This window comes from Exiguobacterium sp. s152 (genome assembly GCF_018618335.1).
Taxonomy (GTDB): domain Bacteria; phylum Bacillota; class Bacilli; order Exiguobacteriales; family Exiguobacteriaceae; genus Exiguobacterium; species Exiguobacterium chiriqhucha.
This window is the reverse complement of the sequence record NZ_JACSLX010000006.1, coordinates 86,736-107,921: the sequence shown is the minus strand read 5'-3', so window position 1 is coordinate 107,921 and position 21,186 is coordinate 86,736. Positions and strand designations below refer to the sequence as shown.

At 52.4% G+C, this 21,186-nt stretch carries 25 protein-coding genes; 15 read left to right on the top strand and 10 right to left on the bottom strand.

The genetic code is table 11. From position 1 onward, the window contains the following. Positions 1-30 precede the first annotated feature (30 nt). Positions 31-1,059 carry an ornithine carbamoyltransferase gene (gene argF, locus KNP72_RS11730; protein ID WP_214719097.1) on the bottom strand — a complete coding sequence of 343 codons (1,029 nt, stop codon included), beginning with the start codon at positions 1,057-1,059 and terminating at the stop codon, positions 31-33. A gap of 16 nt (positions 1,060-1,075) precedes the next feature. Then, complete coding sequence (arcA, locus tag KNP72_RS11725) at positions 1,076-2,305, bottom strand: arginine deiminase (RefSeq protein ID WP_214833503.1); 1,230 nt, start codon at positions 2,303-2,305, stop codon at positions 1,076-1,078. A gap of 342 nt (positions 2,306-2,647) precedes the next feature. Here arcA and mgtE point away from each other — a divergent pair, with 342 nt between their 5' ends. Beyond that, on the top strand, positions 2,648-4,006 hold the full coding sequence (gene mgtE / locus KNP72_RS11720) for a magnesium transporter (RefSeq protein WP_214833441.1): 1,359 nt from the start codon (positions 2,648-2,650) through the stop codon (positions 4,004-4,006). 145 nt (positions 4,007-4,151) lie between these two features. Next, positions 4,152-5,933, top strand: coding sequence for a solute:sodium symporter family transporter (locus KNP72_RS11715; protein WP_214719093.1), 1,782 nt, complete (start codon positions 4,152-4,154; stop codon positions 5,931-5,933). Between the two features lie 39 nt (positions 5,934-5,972). Here KNP72_RS11715 and KNP72_RS11710 read toward each other — a convergent pair whose 3' ends face one another. Then, entirely contained in the window at positions 5,973-6,875 is a 903-nt protein-coding gene (locus tag KNP72_RS11710) for a sensor domain-containing diguanylate cyclase (protein WP_214719089.1), read from the bottom strand. A 151-nt stretch (positions 6,876-7,026) separates the two neighbouring features. Between KNP72_RS11710 and KNP72_RS11705 the strand changes: the two genes are divergently transcribed. The 4 genes from KNP72_RS11705 (at position 7,027) to KNP72_RS11690 (ending at position 9,437) form a co-directional block, all read left to right on the top strand. Continuing rightward, a complete protein-coding gene (locus tag KNP72_RS11705) occupies positions 7,027-8,043 on the top strand; it encodes a serine hydrolase domain-containing protein (protein WP_214833438.1) in 1,017 nt (338 codons plus the stop codon). Further along, positions 8,040-8,327, top strand: coding sequence for a GNAT family N-acetyltransferase (locus KNP72_RS11700; protein WP_353048455.1), 288 nt, complete (start codon positions 8,040-8,042; stop codon positions 8,325-8,327). The genes KNP72_RS11705 and KNP72_RS11700 overlap by 4 nt, the downstream gene beginning before the upstream one ends. Before the next feature lie 110 nt (positions 8,328-8,437). After that, complete coding sequence (locus KNP72_RS11695; protein ID WP_214711251.1) at positions 8,438-9,142, top strand: SDR family NAD(P)-dependent oxidoreductase; 705 nt, start codon at positions 8,438-8,440, stop codon at positions 9,140-9,142. Positions 9,143-9,230: 88 nt separating this feature from the next. Next, positions 9,231-9,437, top strand: a complete 207-nt coding sequence (locus tag KNP72_RS11690; RefSeq protein WP_034779520.1) for a hypothetical protein — start codon at positions 9,231-9,233, stop codon at positions 9,435-9,437. A gap of 19 nt (positions 9,438-9,456) precedes the next feature. Here KNP72_RS11690 and KNP72_RS11685 read toward each other — a convergent pair whose 3' ends face one another. Next, positions 9,457-9,888, bottom strand: a complete 432-nt coding sequence (locus tag KNP72_RS11685; protein WP_034779522.1) for a hypothetical protein — start codon at positions 9,886-9,888, stop codon at positions 9,457-9,459. A gap of 146 nt (positions 9,889-10,034) precedes the next feature. Here KNP72_RS11685 and KNP72_RS11680 point away from each other — a divergent pair, with 146 nt between their 5' ends. Then, positions 10,035-11,030, top strand: a complete 996-nt coding sequence (locus KNP72_RS11680; protein ID WP_214833435.1) for an MDR family oxidoreductase — start codon at positions 10,035-10,037, stop codon at positions 11,028-11,030. A gap of 58 nt (positions 11,031-11,088) precedes the next feature. Here KNP72_RS11680 and KNP72_RS11675 read toward each other — a convergent pair whose 3' ends face one another. From KNP72_RS11675 to KNP72_RS11660, 4 genes are all read right to left on the bottom strand, one after another. Further along, a complete protein-coding gene (locus KNP72_RS11675) occupies positions 11,089-11,433 on the bottom strand; it encodes a YflT domain-containing protein (RefSeq protein ID WP_034779525.1) in 345 nt (114 codons plus the stop codon). 96 nt (positions 11,434-11,529) lie between these two features. Beyond that, positions 11,530-12,990, bottom strand: a complete 1,461-nt coding sequence (locus KNP72_RS11670) for a UDP-N-acetylmuramoyl-L-alanyl-D-glutamate--2,6-diaminopimelate ligase (RefSeq protein ID WP_214719085.1) — start codon at positions 12,988-12,990, stop codon at positions 11,530-11,532. Positions 12,991-13,145: 155 nt separating this feature from the next. Beyond that, complete coding sequence (locus KNP72_RS11665) at positions 13,146-13,346, bottom strand: helix-hairpin-helix domain-containing protein (RefSeq protein WP_214719083.1); 201 nt, start codon at positions 13,344-13,346, stop codon at positions 13,146-13,148. Beyond that, on the bottom strand, positions 13,343-13,576 hold the full coding sequence (locus KNP72_RS11660; RefSeq protein WP_029594535.1) for a hypothetical protein: 234 nt from the start codon (positions 13,574-13,576) through the stop codon (positions 13,343-13,345). Before KNP72_RS11660 ends, KNP72_RS11665 begins: the two co-directional genes overlap by 4 nt. 130 nt (positions 13,577-13,706) lie before the next feature. On the opposite strand from KNP72_RS11660, the gene KNP72_RS11655 reads away from it, so the two are divergent. Together KNP72_RS11655 and KNP72_RS11650 are read left to right on the top strand one after the other, a co-directional pair. Continuing rightward, the gene (locus tag KNP72_RS11655) at positions 13,707-13,922 is read left to right on the top strand and encodes a hypothetical protein (RefSeq protein WP_235420224.1); all 216 of its coding nucleotides are present in this window, start codon (positions 13,707-13,709) and stop codon (positions 13,920-13,922) included. 166 nt (positions 13,923-14,088) lie between these two features. After that, the gene (locus KNP72_RS11650; protein WP_214754402.1) at positions 14,089-14,361 is read left to right on the top strand and encodes an RNA polymerase sigma factor; all 273 of its coding nucleotides are present in this window, start codon (positions 14,089-14,091) and stop codon (positions 14,359-14,361) included. 6 nt (positions 14,362-14,367) lie between these two features. On the opposite strand, the gene KNP72_RS11645 is transcribed toward KNP72_RS11650, so the two are convergent. Further along, positions 14,368-15,156 carry an HAD family hydrolase gene (locus tag KNP72_RS11645; protein ID WP_214833432.1) on the bottom strand — a complete coding sequence of 263 codons (789 nt, stop codon included), beginning with the start codon at positions 15,154-15,156 and terminating at the stop codon, positions 14,368-14,370. Positions 15,157-15,218: 62 nt separating this feature from the next. On the opposite strand from KNP72_RS11645, the gene KNP72_RS11640 reads away from it, so the two are divergent. The 5 genes from KNP72_RS11640 (at position 15,219) to KNP72_RS11620 (ending at position 18,051) form a co-directional block, all read left to right on the top strand. Then, on the top strand, positions 15,219-15,470 hold the full coding sequence (locus KNP72_RS11640; protein ID WP_214833429.1) for a hypothetical protein: 252 nt from the start codon (positions 15,219-15,221) through the stop codon (positions 15,468-15,470). Positions 15,471-15,583: 113 nt separating this feature from the next. After that, the gene (locus KNP72_RS11635; protein ID WP_214754396.1) at positions 15,584-16,144 is read left to right on the top strand and encodes an RNA polymerase sigma factor; all 561 of its coding nucleotides are present in this window, start codon (positions 15,584-15,586) and stop codon (positions 16,142-16,144) included. Beyond that, positions 16,141-16,854: an anti-sigma factor gene (locus KNP72_RS11630; RefSeq protein WP_214833427.1), complete on the top strand. Its 714-nt coding sequence runs from the start codon at positions 16,141-16,143 to the stop codon at positions 16,852-16,854. The genes KNP72_RS11635 and KNP72_RS11630 overlap by 4 nt, the downstream gene beginning before the upstream one ends. Before the next feature lie 84 nt (positions 16,855-16,938). Beyond that, positions 16,939-17,850 (top strand): Gfo/Idh/MocA family protein, encoded by a 912-nt coding sequence (locus tag KNP72_RS11625; RefSeq protein WP_214833424.1) that lies wholly within the window; start codon positions 16,939-16,941, stop codon positions 17,848-17,850. Positions 17,851-17,865: 15 nt separating this feature from the next. Then, positions 17,866-18,051, top strand: coding sequence for a hypothetical protein (locus KNP72_RS11620; RefSeq protein WP_214711241.1), 186 nt, complete (start codon positions 17,866-17,868; stop codon positions 18,049-18,051). Between the two features lie 37 nt (positions 18,052-18,088). On the opposite strand, the gene KNP72_RS11615 is transcribed toward KNP72_RS11620, so the two are convergent. Next, positions 18,089-19,006 (bottom strand): DMT family transporter, encoded by a 918-nt coding sequence (locus KNP72_RS11615; RefSeq protein WP_214833421.1) that lies wholly within the window; start codon positions 19,004-19,006, stop codon positions 18,089-18,091. Between the two features lie 326 nt (positions 19,007-19,332). On the opposite strand from KNP72_RS11615, the gene abc-f reads away from it, so the two are divergent. Continuing rightward, entirely contained in the window at positions 19,333-21,171 is a 1,839-nt protein-coding gene (gene abc-f, locus KNP72_RS11610) for a ribosomal protection-like ABC-F family protein (RefSeq protein ID WP_214833418.1), read from the top strand. Positions 21,172-21,186: the final 15 nt, after the last annotated feature.

The window sequence follows — 21,186 nt, the reverse complement described above, 5'->3', positions numbered from 1 at the left end:
ACGAACCGGAGGGGAAACCCCTCCCGTCCGTCAGCGTTCAAGCCATTCGTTCGTGTCGGTGAGCGTCGCCGCCATCACAGCTTTAATCGTGTGCATCCGATTCTCCGCCTGATCAAAGACGAAGGAATGACGACTCCGGAACACCTCGTCCGTGACTTCCATCTCGGTCAGACCGTATTCGGCATGGATGGCTCGGCCAACCTCTGTCTCCAAGTCGTGGAAGGCTGGCAGACAGTGAAGGAACATGACGTCTGAATTATTCGTCTTCGTGAGCATATCCATGTTCACTTGGTAAGGATGGAGCAACTTGATCCGCTCGGCGAATTCCGCCTCTTCGCCCATCGACACCCACACATCGGTGTAAATCACGTCGGCGTCGGCGACCGCTTCATCAATACTCTCGGTCAACATAATTTTCGCTCCCGTCTCGGCAGCGACCGAGCGGGCAAAATCGACGACTTCATCTGACGGCCAGAGCGATTTCGGCGCGCAGATGCGCATGTCCATCCCGACTTTGGCCCCACCAATCAAGAGCGTGTTGCCCATATTGTTGCGTCCATCGCCGACATAGACGAAGCGAATGCCAGACAACTCGCCTTTCTGTTCTTTGACGGTCAAGAAATCGGCCAAGATTTGAGTCGGATGATATAAGTCCGTCAATCCGTTCCATACTGGGACCCTGGCATCTTTGGCCAAACCTTCGACCGTCTCATGGGCGAACCCACGGAACTGGATGCCGTCGAACATCCGTCCGAGCACGATGGCCGTGTCGCGCACCGATTCTTTTTTGCCGAACTGGATATCCGATTTCCCGAGGTATTCCGGATGCATGCCGAGATCGATGGCCGCCACGGTGAACGCACAGCGCGTCCGTGTCGATGGTTTTTCAAACAACAGCGCGACGTTCTTCCCTTCACAGATGCGATGCGGGACGCCTTGTTGCTTTTGACGCTTGAAGGCGGCCGATAAATCGATCAAATAGTTCAACTCGTCTCCTGAAAAATCGTTCAATGATAGAAAATGACGGCCTTTCAAATCAAAGTTGTACGTTGTGGACATGCTCGTTTCCTCCTCGTTAAATGTCTTCGCGGATAATCGGACAGCTCATACAGCGTGGACCCCCACGACCACGCGACAGTTCACTCGACATGATTTCGATGACTTCGACGCCCTCGGAACGGAGCAACTCGTTCGAGACGTAGTTGCGGTCGTAGGTGACGACGACGCCTGGGGCGATGGCGAGCGTGTTCGACCCATCGTTCCATTGCTCGCGGGCAGCGGCAATCGGGTCCCCGCCCCCACATGGGATTAAGACGATCTCATCGAGACCGAGTGCGGCTTTCAACACGTTCAACAGATCCGTTTGCTGCGTGATGTGAAGTTCGCCTTCGGCGTTCAACGTCAGTTCAAAGATATTCATCTTGCCTCCTGGACCTTGGATGAACGGATGAATCGTGAACTTGTCATGGTCGACCATCGTGAAGACCGTGTCGAGATGCATGAACGCGCGCGATTTCGGAATCTCGATGGCGATGACTTTCTTGAATGTACCGCCGTTTTTCAACAAGTTGAGGGCGACCCGTTCAATCCCTTGGGCCGTCGTCCGTTCGGAAATCCCGATGGCGACGACTTCCTTCGACAACACGAGTTCGTCCCCACCCTCCATCGCGAAACGATAGTCGCGGTCCGACCAAATCGGGATGTCGTGTTTCGCGAATCGCGGGTGATAACGCATAATATATTGCGTGAACAACGATTCACGACGACGAGCCGGCTCTTTCATCCGGTTGATGGATAGCCCGTTGCCGATTGCTGCCGCCGGGTCACGGGTGAAGTATAAGTTCGGCATCGGATCGAGATAGAACGGATACGTATCCTCAATCATCTCGTGTAAGTGGCGCCGTTTTTCGGGCTTAATCTCGGATTTCCGAATCCCGGCCATGACGGTTTCAATCAACTTTTCATTGTCGTAGGCGAGCAAATATTCTTTCAGCGTCTCGTACGAACCGTTGATATTTGATTTGGACTCTGACAAGATATCGGCGATGAAACGTTCACGGACACCCGGCAACGACAACGTCTCAGCCATTAAATTTTCGAGGTAGAGCACTTCGACGCCTCGGTTTTGGAGCACGCTCGCAAAGTAATCGTGTTCTTTTTGAATGACTGGAAGATGGGGAATGTCGTCAAACAGGAGTCGTTCCAAATATTCCGGGGTCAAATTTTCGAGTTCGCGTCCTGGACGTTTTAACAGGACGGTCCTGAGTTCACCAATTTCTGAATACACGTGGATCGGATGTTTCAGCGTCGTGTCCCGTGCGGTTTGTTGATCCGTCATCGATATCATCTCGCTTCCTCCTTGTGATTCGGGTGTGTTGCTACCCTTACATTATCAACTTACCCATTTCCACGATGGGCAAGTCCGACGTTCGGACTGTGGTGGATTCCACAGAATAGTGCATAGAGCATGACATGATTTGAATGAACAATCACTCGAGAAACGGTGTGGTCCCTCGAATCGAAGGAAAGTGACGTATACACGCTGTATAGATTGTGAAAAAAATTCATAGCGTTTTTTTGATTTTGTTTGAGCCTTTCGCCAGTCGTGCCATAATATAGACAAATGATGTGAAAAGGAAGTGAGTCGATGGCAATCGAACGTACAGAACGCGCCCGTCATGAAGCCCAAGTGACAGCGCTTATTCAAAAAGGGGACCCGGTCGATTTCCGCGACGTGTTCCTCACCCTCCACCCCGGTGAACAGGCCGACCTGTTCATCGAACTTGAACGTCCGGGCCGTGAGTTCGTCTATGAGGCGCTGTCCCCGGAAGAGTTTACTGACCTGTTTGAAAAACTCGAACTGGATGAGCAGGAACAGTTCATCCAAGAGATGCCCCGTCCGTTCGCCGTGCGTGTGTTGAACGACATGTTCTCGGATAACGCCGCCGACTTGATGACCGAGCTCCCTGACGACTTCATGAACGAACTGTTCGAGTTGATGGACGAGACCGAGGCGACCGAGGTCAAAGACTTGATGCGCTATCCGGACGATACGGCCGGTGCCATCATGACGACCGAGTTTATCGTGTTGAAGGCGGACAAGACCGTCGGTGCGACGCTCGAAGACTTGCGCGAACTTGGACCGGAAGCCGAGACAATCTATTACCTGTACGTCATCGACACCGATCGCCGGCTCGTCGGCGTCGTCTCGCTACGCGACTTGATCGTCTCCCCGCTCGACGTGCAAATCGCGGACATCATGGGCCGGCGCGTCGTGTCGGCCCACGTCCTCGCCGACCAGGAAGACTTGGCCCGGACCGTTCAGAAGTATGACTTATTGGCCCTGCCTGTCATCGACAGCGAGGACCATCTGCTCGGGATCATCACGGTCGACGATGTCATGGACGTCATCGAACGCGAGACGACCGAGGATTTCGAAGAGCTGTCAGCGACGAAAGGTTCGTCCGACATCAACATGGGACCGGTCGAGGCGGCGATGAAGCGGGCGCCATGGATTATCAGCCTCATGTTTCTCGGGATGATTACTGCGTCGACGATCGGCGGTTTCGAGGACACGCTCGAAACGATCGTCTTGCTCGCCGTCTTCATGCCGCTCGTCATGGGTTCGGCCGGTAATGCCGCCACCCAATCGCTCGTCGTCGCCGTCCGCTCAATCGCGCTCGGGACGATTAATCGAAAGAACGTGTTGAAAATGATTCGTCGTGAGTTCGGGACGGGGCTATTGCTCGGGTTCGCCTGTATGGTCGTCATCTTCGGCGTCATCACCGTCCTCTATGACAGTGCCTTAATCGGCATAATCGTCGGTCTGTCGATTTTTGCGTCGCTCAGCGTGGCGACCATCGTCGGGACGCTCGTGCCGCTCTTGATCAATCGATTGAAACTCGATCCGGCCGTCGCGTCGGGTCCGTTCATCACGACGGTCGTCGACAATCTTGGCTTAATCATTTATTTCACGGTCGCGACTTCGTTGCTTCGCTTTTTTTGACACCTGACCTCTCAGGTGTCTTTTTTTGTTGTGAGGTTTGTTACAGTTCTTTTACAAAAGAGAAAACGGGAAATAATCCTACTTCGTGAAGGGTAGTTATGAAAAAGTACTTATAAATAAGAAGAAGTTGAGGGAGGGAATGTCGTTGACCATTCAACAAGTTGTTTACATATTAATCACAGGGGCCTTATTCATGGGACTCGTCGCTTACGTGTCTTATCGCATGACGAAAGGGAAAGTCGAGAGTGCCGACGACTATTTCTTGGCCGGACGGGGGCTCACCGGCATCTTTATCGCCGGATCACTCTTATTGACGAACCTGTCAGCCGAGCAGTTAATCGGCTTAAACGGGCAATCGTTCGCCGGCAACATGTCGGCCATGGCGTGGGAAGTCACAGCCGGAATCGCCGCCATCATCATGGCGCTCTTTTTACTGCCGCGTTTTCTCGGAATCGGTATTTCGACAATCCCTGAATTTTTGAGCCAACGGTATGACGAGGACGTCCGCCGCTTGACGGTCCTGTTGTTCTTGTTCGGATATATGTGCGTCACGATCCCATCGATGCTCTATTCCGGCGGATTGGCCGTCCTGCAACTGTTTGACGTACCGGAATTACTCGGAATCAGCTTCGAGCAGTCGCTCTGGCTCGTCATTTGGTTCATCGGGATTATCGGAGCCGTTTACGCCATTTTCGGTGGTCTCCGCGCCGTCGCCGTCTCCGACACGTTGAACGGGATCGGATTAATCATCATCGGTTTCCTCGTCCCGACGCTCGGCTTCATCGCGCTCGGTGACGGCAACCTCGTCGATGGGATGAAGACGATTGCAACCGAGAATCCAGAGAAACTGAACGCGATCGGTTCAGAGAACGATTCCGTTCCGTTCTTGTCCATCTTCACGGGGATGATTTTTGCGAACTTGTTTTATTGGGCACTCAATCAATACGTCATCCAACGGGCACTCGGGGCGAAGAACTTGGCCGAGGGTCAAAAAGGGGTGCTTTTCACCGGCTATTTGAAGTTGCTCGTCCCGATTTTCATGCTGCTTCCAGGGATTATCGCGTTCCATTTGTATGGCACGAACGTCGATAAGGCCGACCTCGCTTATCCGAGCTTGATTGCCGACTTGTTGCCGATGTGGCTCATGGGCTTCTTCCTCGCCGTCTTGCTCGGTGCCGTATTCAGCTCGTTCAACTCGTTGCTCAATAGTATCGCCACCTTATTCGTGCTCGATATTTATAAGCCGAAGTTCAAACCGGACGCGTCTGACAAAGATTTGATTCGTGTCAGCAAATGGTTCGGGACGTTCGTCGCGCTCGTCTCGTTCTTCGTCGCTCCGAACTTGATGTACGCACCGGACGGACTGTGGGACTTGATTCGCCGCTTCACCGGTTTCTTCAACATCCCGATTCTCGTCATCGTCTTAATCGGGATGCTCGTGAAGCGCGTACCGCCGATTGCCGCGAAACTCGTCATCGGCTTCCACGTCGTCACGTATTACTTCCTCGTCTGGGGAACGGAGCAGTGGTTCGGCTTCGACCTTGGCATCAACTTCATTCACATTTACGGGATCTTGTTCGTCCTCGAAACGACCATCATGCTCGTGTTCGCAAAAGTTCGACCGATGCAACACATCAATCCGATTCGCATCGATCTTGGCCGCGTCAAGCCATGGCGTCATGCAATTTCGACTTCCATCATCCTTGTCGCGTCGATGATTTTCGTCTACTTCGTCTTCTCGCCGATCGGTCTCGCCTACGCAGACGGGATCGTCTCGAGCTGGTTCTGGCCGGCGACTGTCGCTTTGTTCGCTGTGACGGGCGTCCTCGTTTGGGCGTCGTATCGCTACTGGCTTCCGAAATATGAGGCTTACTTGACGAATCTCGGTACGACAGACACCGAACGTGAAGAAGCGATTGGTGAATAATGTATTTAGACAAACAGACGCGTTCCTTGCTGATATCTTTTAGCAAGGAACGCGTCTGTTTGTCTTACTTCTATTCTTCTGTTTATACATGTTTTGGTCCGCTTGATCATATAATTTCTTGAAATCGTTTAACTGCTCCTCCCAAGCTGCACCGACAGCGGCTGAAATGTAATTCGATTCAAACATGCTCCTAATGGAGACCGTCAAATCTAACAATTCATCTTGTTGTAGTTGATCAGTTAATACAACAAATTCGTCCCCTCCAATCCGATAAACGTTTTCGCTTAACCCTTGCAAGAGGAGTCCCGTTTTCTGAAGTAACTGATCACCAGCCGAATGACCTTGATGGTCATTAATTTTCTTCAAATCATTTAAATCGATGACTATCAATCCTACTTTTTTAAAAGAGAGACGATCAATTGTTTCGTTAAAGGCACGTCGGTTCAAAACCCCAGTGAGTTCATCATGACGGCTCACATATTCTAACTCCTCACGTTTCATTACAGCCGCTTCTACATTCCGAATGATTCCTTGTACAGCTACAATCTCACCATTTTTATAGATTGGGGTCGTGTATTCTTCAAAACGTAAGTAACGACCGTCATTAGTGCGCCAACGTTGCGAGATAGCCTCATCGTAACTCATCTTTCCTGAGACTTTATTCATGAGAAGTTGATAATCATCTGGGTGAATACGACGAAAACAATCATCTGGATTTTCGTAGTTTTCCGCTACAACGCCCTCACCTAGATACAAATCAAGGGAAGGACTTATGTAACGAAAACGAAACGTCGGTTTGACTTCAAATATATAGATGACATCTTTAACGTGGTTACCGAAATGTGCAAAGGCTCCGTCCACCTCTTTACGTGATTGAAGTGTCTTCTGCGCAACAAGTACCAAAATCAATCCAACTAATAAACCTAACCAAAATTGTTCCATGTTTTCCCGCTCCCCGTCTAAACGTACTATTCTATCGTATCACATTAGCGAAATGCCGCCTGTACCTTTTCCATTATTTAGGTTAACGTTTAAACATAAAGTTTATTTGTTGATAAATGTAAACTTAAAAATTAGAAGGTGGAGGTCAACCATGAGTCCTGACTGGTCACGCTATAAAGTCTCATCTACTTTTTCTGGGTCGGCGCTCGTCATGCGACAAGACGACATCTTGTTCGAACTTCAGCAAGGCTACGCGAATCGGGCCGAACAAATCAAAAATCAAACGTCGACCCGCTTCGGCATCGCTTCGGGCTGTAAGCTATTCACAGCGATTGCCATCTGCCAGCTCGTCGAACAAGGAAAATTGGGGTTTACGTCGACACTCCGCGAGAGTTTGGACATCGACTTCCCCCTATTTGACCCGGCCGTGACAGTCGAACAGTTGCTCACTCACACGTCCGGCATCCCAGATTATTTCGACGAGTCTGTCATGGTCGATTTTGAGGAATTGTGGCGGCAACGACCGATGTATCACATCCGGCAGCTACGTGACTTTCTCCCGATGTTCCAACACGAGCCGATGCGACAAGAACGAGGCGTGTCCCAATACAATAATGCCGGTTATATCGTGCTCGGCCTCATCGTCGAACAAGCGAGCGGGTTGATATTCTCGGACTATATCGAACGATTCGTGTTCAAGCCGGCCGACATGACCGATTCGGGGTACTTCTCCCTCGATGCCTTACCAGCGCACACGGCGCTCGGGTATATCGACCACGCGGACGGCTCTTGGCGGACGAACCACTATTCGATTCCCGTCAAAGGCGGCGCGGACGGCGGCGCGTTCGTGACGGCACAAGATATGGCCAAACTTTGGAACGCCCTGCTCGGTCATCGCCTGCTTGGGGAGGAGATGACATCACGACTGCTGACTCCTCATGTGAAGGTAAACGACAAAGGCGTACATTATGGCTACGGTCTGTGGATTCAATTGGACGCGAATCGACACGTCTTCAAATATCATGTCATGGGCTATGACCCCGGCGTCAGTTTTCATTCTGCTTACTATCCGGCCACAGACATCGTCTCGGTCGTCTGTTCGAACGAGTCAGACGGGGCGTTCGACCTCATGAAAGTCATCGAACAGAAAGCAGGTGTGTCTTCTTGAACATCCGCCCATACGAAGAACGTGACTTCGAACAGATTCAAGCGTTGAATGAAACGGAAGGTTGGAGTCAACTCGTCCGACAACACGAGTTGACGAAACAGGCGTGGCGGCAATCGAACGTCGCCTATGTCGTCGAGTCAGAAGGACAGGTGATCGCCTACTTGCGTGGATTGACCGACACGACCGTGAGCCTGTACGTGTGCGAACTGCTCATCGCGGCCTCGCACCGTCGCCTCGGGATTGGCGAGCGACTGCTGTCACACGTGCATGCGCTCTACCCCTAAACGCGCCTCGAGATGCTCGCGAGCGCTTCATCCCACACGTACTACGAGAAATTGAATTTCCGCCCGTTTTACGGGTATCGAAAGACGATTCACGAATAGGAGGAACTGTCATGAAACTAGCCATCGTGACCGGTGCGTCGCGCGGTCTCGGCCGTGCCATCGCTGAGGAATTATTGAAGCGGGATTACGAGGTCGTCAATTTTTCACGGACGCAGGCGACCGATGCCTCGTTCCGTCACGTCAAGGTCGACTTAGCTGATCCGACAAGCACACTGGCCGCAATTGGACAGATGAAGCCGCTCATCGAGACGGCAACGTCTTTGCTCGTCGTCCAAAATGCGGCGTTGATTGAACCGATTCATCGGGCCGGTCAATTGGACGCTGCGCAGCTCATCGCCCACGTCCAAGCCAACCTGCTCGCCCCGATGCTCTTGACAAACGCGGTGCTCGCATACGACCTGCCCGTCTCGCTCATCCATGTGACCTCTGGGGCCGCCAAGCGCCCCATCTCGGGCTGGAGTGCCTATTGTGCAACGAAAGCCGGGCTCGATCATTTCACCGAGACGGTCGCCCTTGAATTGACCGATACGGACGACAAGGTCGCCTTGTTCAATCCAGGCGTCATGGACACCGCGATGCAGGAAAGCATTCGGGCCTCGTCAGAAGACGCGTTCCGTGACGTTGAACAGTTCCGCTCCTATGTGACGGAAGGACGATTGCGCACCCCTGAAACGGTCGCCCGCATCTTGGCGAAACACTTGCTAGACGAGCCGTTCGAGAATGGCAAGACGTATTCGGTGTATGACCTAGACTGATTTTTCACCTGGTATAAAATTCAGCCACCCTTTTTAGGTTCAACCGCCTACACTAGAGACAGATGAAATGAGAAAGGGTGGCTAAGTCATGAAGACGATTGCAGGAGGATTATTATTTTTCGGCTTGTTCAGTCTCGGATTGTCGTTCACGATGATTGGGGACACGGCGATTGTCGGAGCGATGGTGAGCGGTGTCGCCATCTTATGTAGCGTCGGACTTTGGTTCGGAGCGACAGAAGTAACGCGCATCCGTGTTGCTCTCCTCGACAGCAAAAAAACGTCTTTCCCTGAATGAGGGAAAGACGTTTTTGGATTCATTGATTGTCTTCTTCTTCGTAATCATCATCAGCATATTCCTCGAAATCGTACTCTTCGAAGTCCGCTTCATCGATAAAGATGTCGCGGTCATTGACGACGTGAATCGGACCGTTGGCCACATCGATTCGAATCGTCCATGCCCATGGAATGCGCAATCGGCTATAAACACCTGTCCAGAATTCCATCGATTCTTGCTCGTATCGTTCGAACTCTGCCAGCAACTCTTTAAAGGTTACCCCTGACAACTGAAAGTTTGAGTCTTGGATTCGCTCGAGCGCATTATGTGTCGCCTCGAGTTCCGCCGCACGTACCATCTCTTCGGCCGTTGCCATCTCAAGAATGGTACCATCCGGTGGCAGAATGTCGTATACGTTGAACAATTCGCCTTCTTCTACTTCTTCATCAAACTCATAGTCGTCGTGCCGCATGCTTCATTCCTCCTCACTCTAGTTGAATCTCTTTCATTGTACCATTCCACTCCCTGTTAGAACGAAACATTCGTGTATATATTTTGGCAGGTAGGGAATCATAACAAAGGAATAGAATACGGATCAGCGAAAGGGGCCAATTGACCATGAACGAATCATTTCAAGCACTCGTCCTCGACAAGACGGATGACCATCTTCACGCCAAGGTGATGGACGTCAAACTCGATGCGCTTCCAAAAGAAGAAGACGGTAACGTCCTCGTCGAGGTCCATTATTCCGCACTCAATTATAAGGACGCCCTCGGTCTTACCGAACCCGGAAAAATCATTAATCAATACCCGTTCATCCCTGGATGTGAATTTGTCGGCAAGGTCGTCGAGTCCGATCATCTCGACTTCAAAGCCGGCGATGAAGTCATCGCCACCGGTTTCGGGATCGGCGAACGACATTTCGGCGGATTCAGTCAATTTGCACAAGTTCCCGGAAACTGGCTTGTAAAACTGCCTAAAGGTATGGACATGCGTGATGCCATCACAATCGGGACACCTGGATTGACAGCCATGCTTTCAATCGATGCGCTTGAGTCCGCTGGCGTTCGACCAGGGGAAGAAGTGCTAGTAACAGGTGCAACTGGAGGCGTAGGCAGTTTTTCAATTATCTTACTTCATAAACTTGGCTATCACGTCATCGCATCCACAGGAAAGACAGACTCCCCTTATTTGCAAGCACTTGGCGTTGACACCGTCATCGATCGACACGAGCTTGAGGGAGCGGTTCGTCCGTTAGCTCGACAGCGGTTTGACGCGGCAATCGATTCGATTGGCGGGGCCACTCTTGCGAATATTTTGAGTCAAACGCGTTATGAAGGTGCCGTTGCAGCTTGCGGACTTGTCGGCGGTTCCGACCTTCCAACAACTGTTTATCCGTTTATTTTGCGCGGAGTCAAATTAATCGGCATCGACTCGGTCATGCAACCCATCGTACGTCGTCTGAAGGCGTGGGAACGACTGGATGAGCTGCTTGATTCTAACGTGCTCAACCATATGATTCATGAGATTCCGTTGCATGACATCCCTCGCCACGCTGAGGCGATGATGCGCGGCGAACTGAGCGGTCGGACCGTCGTTCGGATCCATGACTAACAAACAGGGCTGAATCCATCGATTCAGCCCTGTCTCTGTATTCTCCATGGTGGTGGAATTATAACGTGAATCCGGCTGGTGCGTCTTTGACGACGACGATCACCTTGCCTTGGTCTAATTTTTTCTCGAGTTGATCCGCTTCGGTCGATGAGAAGCCGAGCTGTTCGAATTGGGCTCGAAGCTCGTCCCCTTTTTTACGGAACACATTTTTCGCGGCCGTCCCCAGGCCGACGTCTGATGCCGTCACCGTATTCGCGTCGGCATTATCGGCCACACGGTCGGTCCGGTCATCGTCATGGGTGATGACATAAATGTGCTTGTCCTCAATCCCTTTCGCTTTCATCGATTGAATGGCGGTCACGACTTCTTCATCATTTGTGAACTCTTTGTACAAAACTGACATGTGTAGTTCCCTCCTTCGATAGCGTTACAGTAAGAGTAATTACCTTCTTTTCCTAAAATGACACATTAAAAAACGATGACAGCTGTCATCGTTTCGTTAAACGGCCGGTTCTTGGCCTTTTAATTTTTTTAATTCATCGAGCAAAATGTCCGATTCGTTGAACGGAATCGACTCTTGTCCGACTCGTTCGACATGGTCATGACCTTTTCCGACGACGACGATCCGTTTCCCGACGAGCGCTTGTTGCGCTGCATGGCGCAAGGCATCTCGCCGTTCCTCGAACGTCACGTAATGCGTGTTCGAATCAACACCTTCGAGCAATCCATCGATGATGTGCCTCGGGTCTTCCGTCCGCACGTCATGTACTGTCACGATTAAATCGTCTGAATAGCGGCTCGCGATTCGACCCATCTCTGCCCGCTTCGTCGGATCTCGGTCTCCGGCCGCACTCAAGACGACAACGAGTTCACGTTCCCCTTGCTGAAGCGTCGATAGACACTTCTCGAGACCATCAGGCGTATGGGCATAATCGAGATAAATCTCGGCGTCTTCCGTATCGAGTCGTTCGAGCCGACCTTTCGGAAGCGTGAGTCCCGGCACGTTGGCGATGATTGCACGCAACATCAGTTCCGACGTCGAGACGAGACCGATGGCTGCGGCCAAGTTGGCGGCATTGAATGCGCCCATGAAGCGGACCGGCGCCTCAATCGTCAGTGCGTTCATTTTGACGACTACCGTTTGGTCATGCCAAATGACTTGGATATCGGCCGGTACGTCCGCATGCGTGCTATACATGATACGTCGACGGGTCGGGGCAAAGGCGGCCATCGTTTTACTGGCCGGGTCTTCGGCGTTCAAAATAATGGCGTCCCCGTCTGTCGTTTCGACTTGTTCGAATAATCGGGCTTTGGCCCGGGCGTACTCGTCCATTGAGCGATGGTAATCCAAGTGGTCATGCGTCAAGTTCGTGAACGCCGCCGCGTGAAATCGGACGCCTTCGACACGTCCTTCCATCATTGCATGCGAGGAGACTTCGACGACACAGTCGGTCACGCCGGCATCCGCCATCTCGGCCAAAATACGATGTAAGACGACGGCTTCCGGCGTCGTATTTGGTGTTTTTAATGTTTGATCTTTATAACGTGCTCCAATCGTACTGACAATCCCGACCGGTCGTCCGGACAGACGAAATAGATCATATGTCAATGTCGCGGTCGTCGTTTTGCCATTCGTACCGGTGACACCGTAAATACGCATCCGATGTGAGGGGTGGTCATAAAAGGCACTGGCCACCACACCGGCTGTCCGCTTCGTGTCCGCGACGACAAGGTTCGGCACCTCAAGATCAAGCGGGTATTCCGAGATGACAGCAACCGCTCCTTTGGAGACGGCATCCTCAGCGAATTCATGTCCGTCCACCGTATAACCGCGGATACAGATAAATAAATTCCCTGGACTGACCTTTCTGGAATCTGTCTCAATTCCGGTCACCCATGGATCGCGTTCGATGTCATCCATCTCATTTTCTAGAATGGCGGATAAACGTTTCGTCCTCATGCTGTGTACTTCCTTTCTCATGGGTGTCGCTAGGTTCGCAAACCTTATCGTCATGGTACTAGATATTAGGCTGTAATGGAGATGACAAATATATTACTTCCCTTTTTACGTGCAATGCAATCGCCCAACCAAAAAATTCCTAGTCCAGGACGGGACTAGGAATGTATTTCGTTGTCGGTGAACCGAAGTCCTTGCTCATGAAGCGCGGTTTCCAAGATCCGCAGCACACTTGGCCCGACCCCATGTAAGGCCGCAATCTCTTGCTTCGTATACGTGGCCAACTGTTCGAGCGTATCGATATAGGCGGCCTTGAGCGCCCGTTCGGCCGGCGCCGAACATTTCGGAAGTGGTGTCATCCAATTCCCTCCTCTCGTCCTGAATCTCGTTCGATCGTCGGGAGACAGGCGAGGACACGTTCCATACAAAATGTCCGACGGGCCTTCTTGCGTATATCCCACGCGACAAGTCGATCGCCTTGCAGCTTCATCAGTTTGACGCGTCGCTTTGAAATGACCCCGTTCCGATCGATATACACCATTTCTACGACTTGTCCGTTCCGCATCCAACGCATGACTTCTTGCCTCATCTGATCTCCCTCCTTTTGTTACCTTTATTATATCGAACATTTGTTCTCAATTCCAGTCTAGAGGTGTGCGTTTGAGCGATTTGCCGTATGCTAGAAGAAATGAATCTTTTGCGAAAGGAGTACGCCCGTTATGACATATGTCATGTTGGCCGTTTTGGCCATCGTCCTATTCATCTCCATGATTTATGCCGCCAAAGCCTTGCCAAATTTACGAAATGTTTTATTCAACCGCGGCAGCCTGTTCGGCCAAGACACCGAGACCGTCACGTGTCCGAACTGTAAGAAAACGTTCAAACGGTCCGGTGGGAACACCCAGACATGCCCTCACTGTTATACGTCGTTTTAACCCAAAAACACCCGCTTGGCCGCTAGACGCGGACCTTCGGGTGTTTTTTTGAATGTGCTCGAATCGGAAAGTAACCGTTTACGTTCACCCCATAAGTGAAATAAAAAGGTTACGTCATTTGCCCGCAACCCAACCACGAGACAGTCTCATTCTGAAGGAGTCCACCATGTCATTCATATCCGATCACGATTTATACGCACGCATCGTAAACCGCGACACGTCTGCGCTCGAACTGCTTTACGACCGCTATGAGCGCATCTTATATTCGCTTGCCCTCCGCTTGACGACGCGAGCCGACTTGGCCGAAGCCGTCCTCTCCGAGGTGTTCACCGAGCTTTGGAAGCATCGTCTGCCGCTCGATTTGACGACCCATCGGCTGAAAACGTATTTGTTCGAACGTGTGGAGACCGCAGCGCTACGTTTAGTCACGAGCGCTTAAACCTGTCTACCGCACCACCCGATGTAACACTTCTAGAATCCCATCCGCATACATGCCCTCGGTGACACGACCATGTTCTCGTTTGGCTTCTTCCGTCCCGTTGCCGAGTACATAACCGTTGCCGACATATCGCAACATTCCTAAATCGTTCCCACTGTCCCCGAACGCGTAGGCGTGCTCGGTCTGAAATGTATATCGGTCGCACACGTAATCGACCACAGCAATTTTCCCTGCCCCTTGTGGGATGAAATCAATATCGTAGGCGTCTGCCGGATCCCCGGCGAGCGGATTGCACCGACTGACGTTGACTGCTATCCCGAAGTCATGGGCAATACAACGGATGTGCTCGATCTCGTCCGAGCGCTCGCCGAAGTAGTAATAATTGTGCATCCAATCGCTTGTGCCAAGATTCGTCTGTGGCTCAATCGTGAGCGTTCGCCCTATCCTGTCGACGACTTGGGTGACGCGGTCTGAAAAATCATCGGGGAATCGGGACGAATAACCGGAATCGAGCTCCAATTGTCCGGACGCCGTCACTTGATACAGCTCCGTCCCGAGACTCGCCGCAATCCGGTGCGGGAAGTAACGCATGTCTGCCCGTGCCATTTTATCTCGAATCGTCTCGAGCGAACTCCCCGTCACCCACATCGTCGAGAACCGATGCGACTGCACATCGAGAAAGTCTTCGAGTTGCCGCAAGCGCTCCAACTGGTCAACAGAGCAAGCGTGCGGGAAATACGTCTCATCAAAGTCGAAACAGATGAGGGTGTCCCCTTCCTCTTTGAATCGTTTCATGTTGCTCCTCCTTGTGTCGCCATACCCCATCTCGTATAGTAAAGGAGAAAGGACGTGGCAGCATGCAAAATCGATTAAGCCGTTACTACTGTCAGTATAGCGGAATCGTGATCGGGTTCGGGCTCGTCTTTACCTTTTTGTTTGGAATCCGGTCCTATTCGGTCTGGCAACAATGGATTCCGAGCAATTTGGCACTTCTTGTCACGCTCATTACGGCAACGCTGTTCAGTTACGTGACATACCGCCTGCTCAGCGCCTTGAATCTACGCCTGTTCCGCCGTATCGGAGGGATAGCGTCCAGTTGTTCCCGTTAGATGCGGGAAAATCTTGACTGTTCACAAAATAGTCATGTCAAATAGGCATCCATTTCACGGTTTCATCCGTTAGATCAATACAAGGGATTCCCTTATGTGTAAAGGAGCAAGCCATGACTGATATTGAATTGTACGAGCGCGTCAGGCAAAAAGACAAACAAGCGCTCGAGACACTTTATGACCGCTATGAACGAATCCTCTATGCGTTCGTCATGCAATTGACGAAAGACCGCGATCTCGCCGAAGAAGCGATGCAAGAAGTATTCATTAAACTATGGCGCGGTGGCGGCGTGTATGATGAGACAAAAGGAAAATTCAAATCGTGGCTGTTCACGATGAGCCGTCACGTCACGATCGACTTGATTCGCAAACGAAAACCCGACCTGCAATTGGATGAGTCCTACGCGGAAGCCATCCCGTCCCCGGCCCCGTCCGTCGAGACCGAGGTCGAATGGCAAGAAGAGCGGACCCAAATCGAGACGGCGATGGCCGAACTGCCGGCCGAGCAACAACAAGTCGTCCGGCTCATGTATTTCCAAGGGCTCAGCCAACAAAAGATTGCCGATACGTGCGGCATCCCGCTCGGTACTGTAAAAGGAAGGATTCGATTAGCATTGAAACAGTTACGAAGGCATCTATCCCAAGATTTGAATGATAAGGAGGTGGAACGATGAACGCTTGTGACCAATTGATTGATTATTTCAACCAGCATTTGACAGAAGACGAACGCATCCGGTTTGAAGCGCATCTCGCGACATGTCAAACGTGTCAAGAAGAGCTCGAACAACTCGAGGCCCTCGTCGGCGGCGTCGCGTTCCTCTCTGAACCGGCCGAACCGCCAAGCGGGATGAAGGCACGCATCCTCGACAACGTGTTCGCGGAAGACAAGACGGAGACGGAGTCGAAGCAAGACGAACCGACCCCGATCACACCGTTCACAGCCACGAAGAAGAAACAGAAGACGCCATGGGGAGCGCTCGCTCTCGCGGCCGCACTCATGCTCTCCTTGATCGGGAACGGCTATCTGCTATTGAACCAAGATGATCCGAGCGGAATCGCCTTGACCGAGACCGTCCCGCTCGAAGGCGAATCGGAAGGCGTGGCGTACCTCGCCGAACAGGACGGCCAGCGCCAGCTCATCGTCCAGACGAACGGACTCGATGCGCTCGAAGCGAACGAAGTGTATCAAGTTTGGTTGTTAAAAGACGGCTCTCCGATTCCGACCGGGGCGTTCGTCACGGACGACAAAGGCAACGGGACCGTCATCTATACGCTCGATTCGACCGAATCAGAGATAGACTGGGATACCGTTGCTGTCACGAAAGAACCCGAACGCGGCAACACGGCACCCGAGGGCGACATCGTACTCAGTGCCAGCCTATAAGTAAGGACCGAATGACCTGACGCACCACGCGTACGTGTCATTCGGTTCTTTTTTCGTTATGATGATAGAAAAGGAGTGGTACATATGCGTCAGCCTAAAATTGGTGTCGTCGGTCTCGGCGGCATCGCTCAGAAAGCGTACTTACCGATTTTGACGAACAGCACGTCGTTCGAACTCGTCGGTGCCTTTTCCCCGACCGTCGCCAAACGTGAGGCAATCTGTCAGGCTCACCGGATGGAATCATTCACTGGACTTCCCGAGCTCGCGGCGTCCGTCGACGCGGCGTTCGTCCACAGTTCGACCGAGACACATTTCGACGTCGTCTCTTATCTGCTCGCAAATGGCGTCGATGTGTATGTCGATAAACCACTCGCTGCGACAATCGAACAAGCGGAACGTCTCGTCGAGCTGGCCGAGCAGAAGAACCGTAAGCTCATGGTCGGCTTCAATCGCCGGTTCGCCCCGATGTATCAGCATGTGAAAGCAGCAGCCCCATTCCACACGATCGACTTCGTCAAGCATCGTGGCGACGGATTGCGTGGCCACGACTATCAGTTCACACTGCTCGATGACTATTTGCATGTCGTCGACACGCTCCGGTACTTCGCCGGAAGCGAGTTACGCTTAGTGACGGGCCAAATCGCGACGACCGAGGCGAACGGTCTCCATTTCGCACGTCACGTCTGGCAAGACGAGCACGGACTGCACACGACGTCGATGCACCGTAAAGCCGGGACGAATCATGAAGGACTCAGCGCCATCCGGGACGGACTTCGCGTGACGGTCGATGAGATGGTGACGCTTCAACGGTTCGAGCACGGCGCCCATTCGACGAAGACGTTCGGGTCATGGGACACGCTCCTGACCCAACGCGGGTTCCAAGGGGCGATCGACCACTTTATCTCGGCAGTGACCGAGGATACGGCCATCATGACGGACGGTCGTGAGGCGCTCCTCACACAACAGCTGGTGACGGAGCTGTTCGGCTCACACTAAAGGGAGGCGTATCAAATGGATTTCTTTTTCTACATTATGGTCATCGTCGTCGTGTCCATCGCCGCAGACACGTTCAACAAGACACGGAAGGCGCGTTTAGAAGAGCTTCGACTCAAAATCGAGCAAGAGAAACTCGCGATTCAGCGGCTCGAACTCGCGATGAAGCGCGACGAAGACAAACTCGATCATCACGGTTTTTAAAAAGACGATCGGCCCAGAGCGGGCCGGTCGTCTTTGGTTATAAAATATGGCGCTTCTCAGTTTGACGTGTCTCGCGGGTCCGCTTTTGCCGTCGCTCGGCGAGTGTCGACCACGTGACGGCCGTGACGATACAGGCGGCGCCGATAAAGAAGTTACGGTCGAGTCGTTCGTCGAGGACGAGCCAGCCGAGGTAACCCCCGACGAGCGGTTGGAAAAAGAAGAATAATGACCCGACGCTCGCATCCATGAGCTCGAGCCCTTTGTTCCAAAAGAAGAACGCCCCGGCCGTCGAAATGATGCCAACGTATAACACGCTGAGCCACAACACCGTGGTCATATCCGGTAAACCGGATGCGGCCACTTCCATTCCCATGAGTGGCGTCATCAATACGAAGGCGATGCCGATGGCGAACGTCGTGATCGTTAACGACGACATCGTCTCGGAAGCGATTTTCACATAGATGGACATGAGCGCCCACGTGATGGCGGCACCGACCAAGACGAGGCTACCGATGAAATACGTACCTTCGACGTGCCAGCCGACGACAATGATGACCCCGAGCGTCGCCAACAGAAGTGACCCGATTTTGACAGGTGTGAGCCGCTCTTTCAAAATCAACCGGGCGAAGATCACCATGAACGCCGGCGTCGCCGCCGTCACAAGCGAGCCGGTATGGGCATCTGAGAGTTTCGTTCCGATGAATTGAAATGAAATCGAGGCGACATAGCCGACGACTCCGACGAGCGCGATCCACTTCCAGGCGCCCCTGGCAATCTGCTCGCGTCCGAACGCCCACCACATTATAAACAGGACGACAAAGGCGACGGCGTAACGCATCCAGACGAGCGTGAACGGTTCGATATAGCCGAGCGCATACTTACTGACGACGTACATCCCGCCCCAAATGCTGGCGGCGAGCGTTAAACTGATAGCACCGAGCCATTCCTTGCGCATAGCGTCTCTCCTTTCTGATGCCTAAACAATACGACACGGTTTCATGAAATTCCTGTCTCTCTAGTTGTCGAACTGATAGAAATCGCTTACAATAGGTCTAATGATGATTGAAAGGAGGGAGAAAGGTGAACTTTGTCGGACGTACGCATTGGTCAACAGAACATTTGTACATTTTGCGTGCGATTTTTCACGATGTCGCGTAATTACAGGACCCGTCTGTCCTTTTTTAGACATTGCTGAAATACGACAAAGCGCCTCTCTTTCTTGCCGAGCGCTTCTTTGCGCTCGGTTTTTTTGATAGGCCTCTACTTTAGGAGGAACCATCTATGCTAATCGAATTACAACATATTCAAAAACAATTCGGCGGCCACGCCGTCTTGATCGATGCCAATCTTCAGGTAAACGTAGGCGAGCGAATCGGGCTCGTCGGACGGAACGGGAGCGGCAAGACGACACTCCTACACCTTATCGTCGGCGCCGATTCGCCCGACGAAGGGACAATCTATCGAAAACAACGGCTGACGATTGGCTATTTGGCCCAGATTCCTGCCCATCCTGGTAAATCAGGGCGAGACGTACTCTATACCGCGTTCGCCGAGTTGACGAGACTCGGTGACGAGATGCGACGACTCGAGGAACAGATGATCTCAAGTGACGACATCGACTCACTCCTCGAGACGTACGGCGCCCTGCAGATGCGCTATGAGAACGGCGGCGGCTATGCCATCGATTCGAAAGTGAGTGCGATGATTGATGGATTACGCCTCACAAGTTTTGTCGACCGACCGTTCGATACACTCAGCGGCGGCGAACGGACCAAAGTCGGACTCGCCTTGGCATTGCTCCAAGAGCCGGAACTGCTCATCCTCGACGAGCCGACGAACCATCTCGATTTAGAAGCGATGACTTGGCTCGAGTCATTCCTGCGTGACAGCCCGTCCACGCTTCTCCTTGTCTCGCACGACCGCGTGTTTCTCGACGCCGTCGCCACACGCATCGTCGAATGTGAGGACGGGGAGTTGGCTAGTTTTGATGGCAACTACAGCGCGTTCGTCGCCCAAAAAGAAAAGAAGTTGCTCGATCAATTCCATGCCTTTACGGAGCAACAAAAGAAAATCAAGAAGATGAAGGAAACGATTCGACAGCTAAGACAGTGGGCGAACGAAGGCAATCCACCGAACGAGAAGTTTTATCGGCGCGCCAAATCGATGGAGAAAGCGCTCGCCCGCATCGAGACGATCAAAAAACCACGACTCGAGGCCGTTCAACCGGACATTCAGTTCACGGCTCAGGGGCGGACCGGACGCGATGTGTTCGAGGCGACCGACGTGAAGGTCACTTACGACCGGACCGTCTTCGAACACGTCTCGTTCTACGCCGGTCATGGCGAACGCATCGCCATCGTCGGCCCAAATGGGAGCGGAAAGTCGACCCTATTGAAAGTATTGCTCGGTCACCTCGAACCGGCGACAGGCGAGGTGCGACGAGCGGAACGGGCCCAAATCGGCTACTTGTCCCAACACATCGACTTTGATGACTCCCATCGGCTCATCGAGGCGTTCCGTGACCGCATCGCTGTCGATGAAGGGAAGGCCCGTCAATTGCTGGCCCAGTTCCTCTTCTATGGCGCGAGCGTCTTCAAACCGGTCAAAGATTTGAGCGGCGGTGAGAAGATGCGGCTCATGCTCGCGATCCTCATGCACGAGGATATCAACGTGCTCGTGTTAGACGAACCGACGAACCATCTCGACATCGAAGCGCGTGAGGCACTCGAAGACGCACTCGACCGCTTTACCGGCACGCTCGTCGCCGTCTCACACGACCGCTACTTCTTGAACAAGCTGTTCCCAATCACGTATTGGCTTGATGGGACAGCGACACATTTCCCGGGAAACGTGTCGTATGCGCTCGAGAAACGGCAACATGAAATGAACACAGAGGTCGCCGTTCCTAAACCGAAACTCGTAAAACCGAAGCAAGAAACGACTCGCGACACCTCGGTTGATGAAGCTCGCCTGACCGAGCTCGAAGCATCACATCAAGCACTCCTGCACCAGATGAATGAGACGAACGATTTAGAAGAATTAATGACGTTGCAGCAACAAGCCGATGCGCTCCAAGCAGACATCGACACATTGTTGAATCAGTTGCTCGAATCGATTTAATCAAAAACGACGCCC

What these genes read in the sequence shown, in the direction of transcription:
- argF (WP_214719097.1), bottom strand. Translation starts at nt 1,059, where the DNA reads ATGTCCACAACGTACAACTTTGATTTGAAAGGCCGTCATTTTCTATCA.
- mgtE (WP_214833441.1), top strand. Translation starts at nt 2,648, where the DNA reads ATGGCAATCGAACGTACAGAACGCGCCCGTCATGAAGCCCAAGTGACA.
- KNP72_RS11710 (WP_214719089.1), bottom strand. Translation starts at nt 6,875, where the DNA reads ATGGAACAATTTTGGTTAGGTTTATTAGTTGGATTGATTTTGGTACTT.
- KNP72_RS11705 (WP_214833438.1), top strand. Translation starts at nt 7,027, where the DNA reads ATGAGTCCTGACTGGTCACGCTATAAAGTCTCATCTACTTTTTCTGGG.
- KNP72_RS11695 (WP_214711251.1), top strand. Translation starts at nt 8,438, where the DNA reads ATGAAACTAGCCATCGTGACCGGTGCGTCGCGCGGTCTCGGCCGTGCC.
- KNP72_RS11690 (WP_034779520.1), top strand. Translation starts at nt 9,231, where the DNA reads ATGAAGACGATTGCAGGAGGATTATTATTTTTCGGCTTGTTCAGTCTC.
- KNP72_RS11685 (WP_034779522.1), bottom strand. Translation starts at nt 9,888, where the DNA reads ATGCGGCACGACGACTATGAGTTTGATGAAGAAGTAGAAGAAGGCGAA.
- KNP72_RS11680 (WP_214833435.1), top strand. Translation starts at nt 10,035, where the DNA reads ATGAACGAATCATTTCAAGCACTCGTCCTCGACAAGACGGATGACCAT.
- KNP72_RS11675 (WP_034779525.1), bottom strand. Translation starts at nt 11,433, where the DNA reads ATGTCAGTTTTGTACAAAGAGTTCACAAATGATGAAGAAGTCGTGACC.
- KNP72_RS11670 (WP_214719085.1), bottom strand. Translation starts at nt 12,990, where the DNA reads ATGAGGACGAAACGTTTATCCGCCATTCTAGAAAATGAGATGGATGAC.
- KNP72_RS11665 (WP_214719083.1), bottom strand. Translation starts at nt 13,346, where the DNA reads ATGACACCACTTCCGAAATGTTCGGCGCCGGCCGAACGGGCGCTCAAG.
- KNP72_RS11660 (WP_029594535.1), bottom strand. Translation starts at nt 13,576, where the DNA reads ATGAGGCAAGAAGTCATGCGTTGGATGCGGAACGGACAAGTCGTAGAA.
- KNP72_RS11655 (WP_235420224.1), top strand. Translation starts at nt 13,707, where the DNA reads ATGACATATGTCATGTTGGCCGTTTTGGCCATCGTCCTATTCATCTCC.
- KNP72_RS11650 (WP_214754402.1), top strand. Translation starts at nt 14,089, where the DNA reads ATGTCATTCATATCCGATCACGATTTATACGCACGCATCGTAAACCGC.
- KNP72_RS11645 (WP_214833432.1), bottom strand. Translation starts at nt 15,156, where the DNA reads ATGAAACGATTCAAAGAGGAAGGGGACACCCTCATCTGTTTCGACTTT.
- KNP72_RS11640 (WP_214833429.1), top strand. Translation starts at nt 15,219, where the DNA reads ATGCAAAATCGATTAAGCCGTTACTACTGTCAGTATAGCGGAATCGTG.
- KNP72_RS11635 (WP_214754396.1), top strand. Translation starts at nt 15,584, where the DNA reads ATGACTGATATTGAATTGTACGAGCGCGTCAGGCAAAAAGACAAACAA.
- KNP72_RS11630 (WP_214833427.1), top strand. Translation starts at nt 16,141, where the DNA reads ATGAACGCTTGTGACCAATTGATTGATTATTTCAACCAGCATTTGACA.
- KNP72_RS11625 (WP_214833424.1), top strand. Translation starts at nt 16,939, where the DNA reads ATGCGTCAGCCTAAAATTGGTGTCGTCGGTCTCGGCGGCATCGCTCAG.
- KNP72_RS11620 (WP_214711241.1), top strand. Translation starts at nt 17,866, where the DNA reads ATGGATTTCTTTTTCTACATTATGGTCATCGTCGTCGTGTCCATCGCC.
- KNP72_RS11615 (WP_214833421.1), bottom strand. Translation starts at nt 19,006, where the DNA reads ATGCGCAAGGAATGGCTCGGTGCTATCAGTTTAACGCTCGCCGCCAGC.
- abc-f (WP_214833418.1), top strand. Translation starts at nt 19,333, where the DNA reads ATGCTAATCGAATTACAACATATTCAAAAACAATTCGGCGGCCACGCC.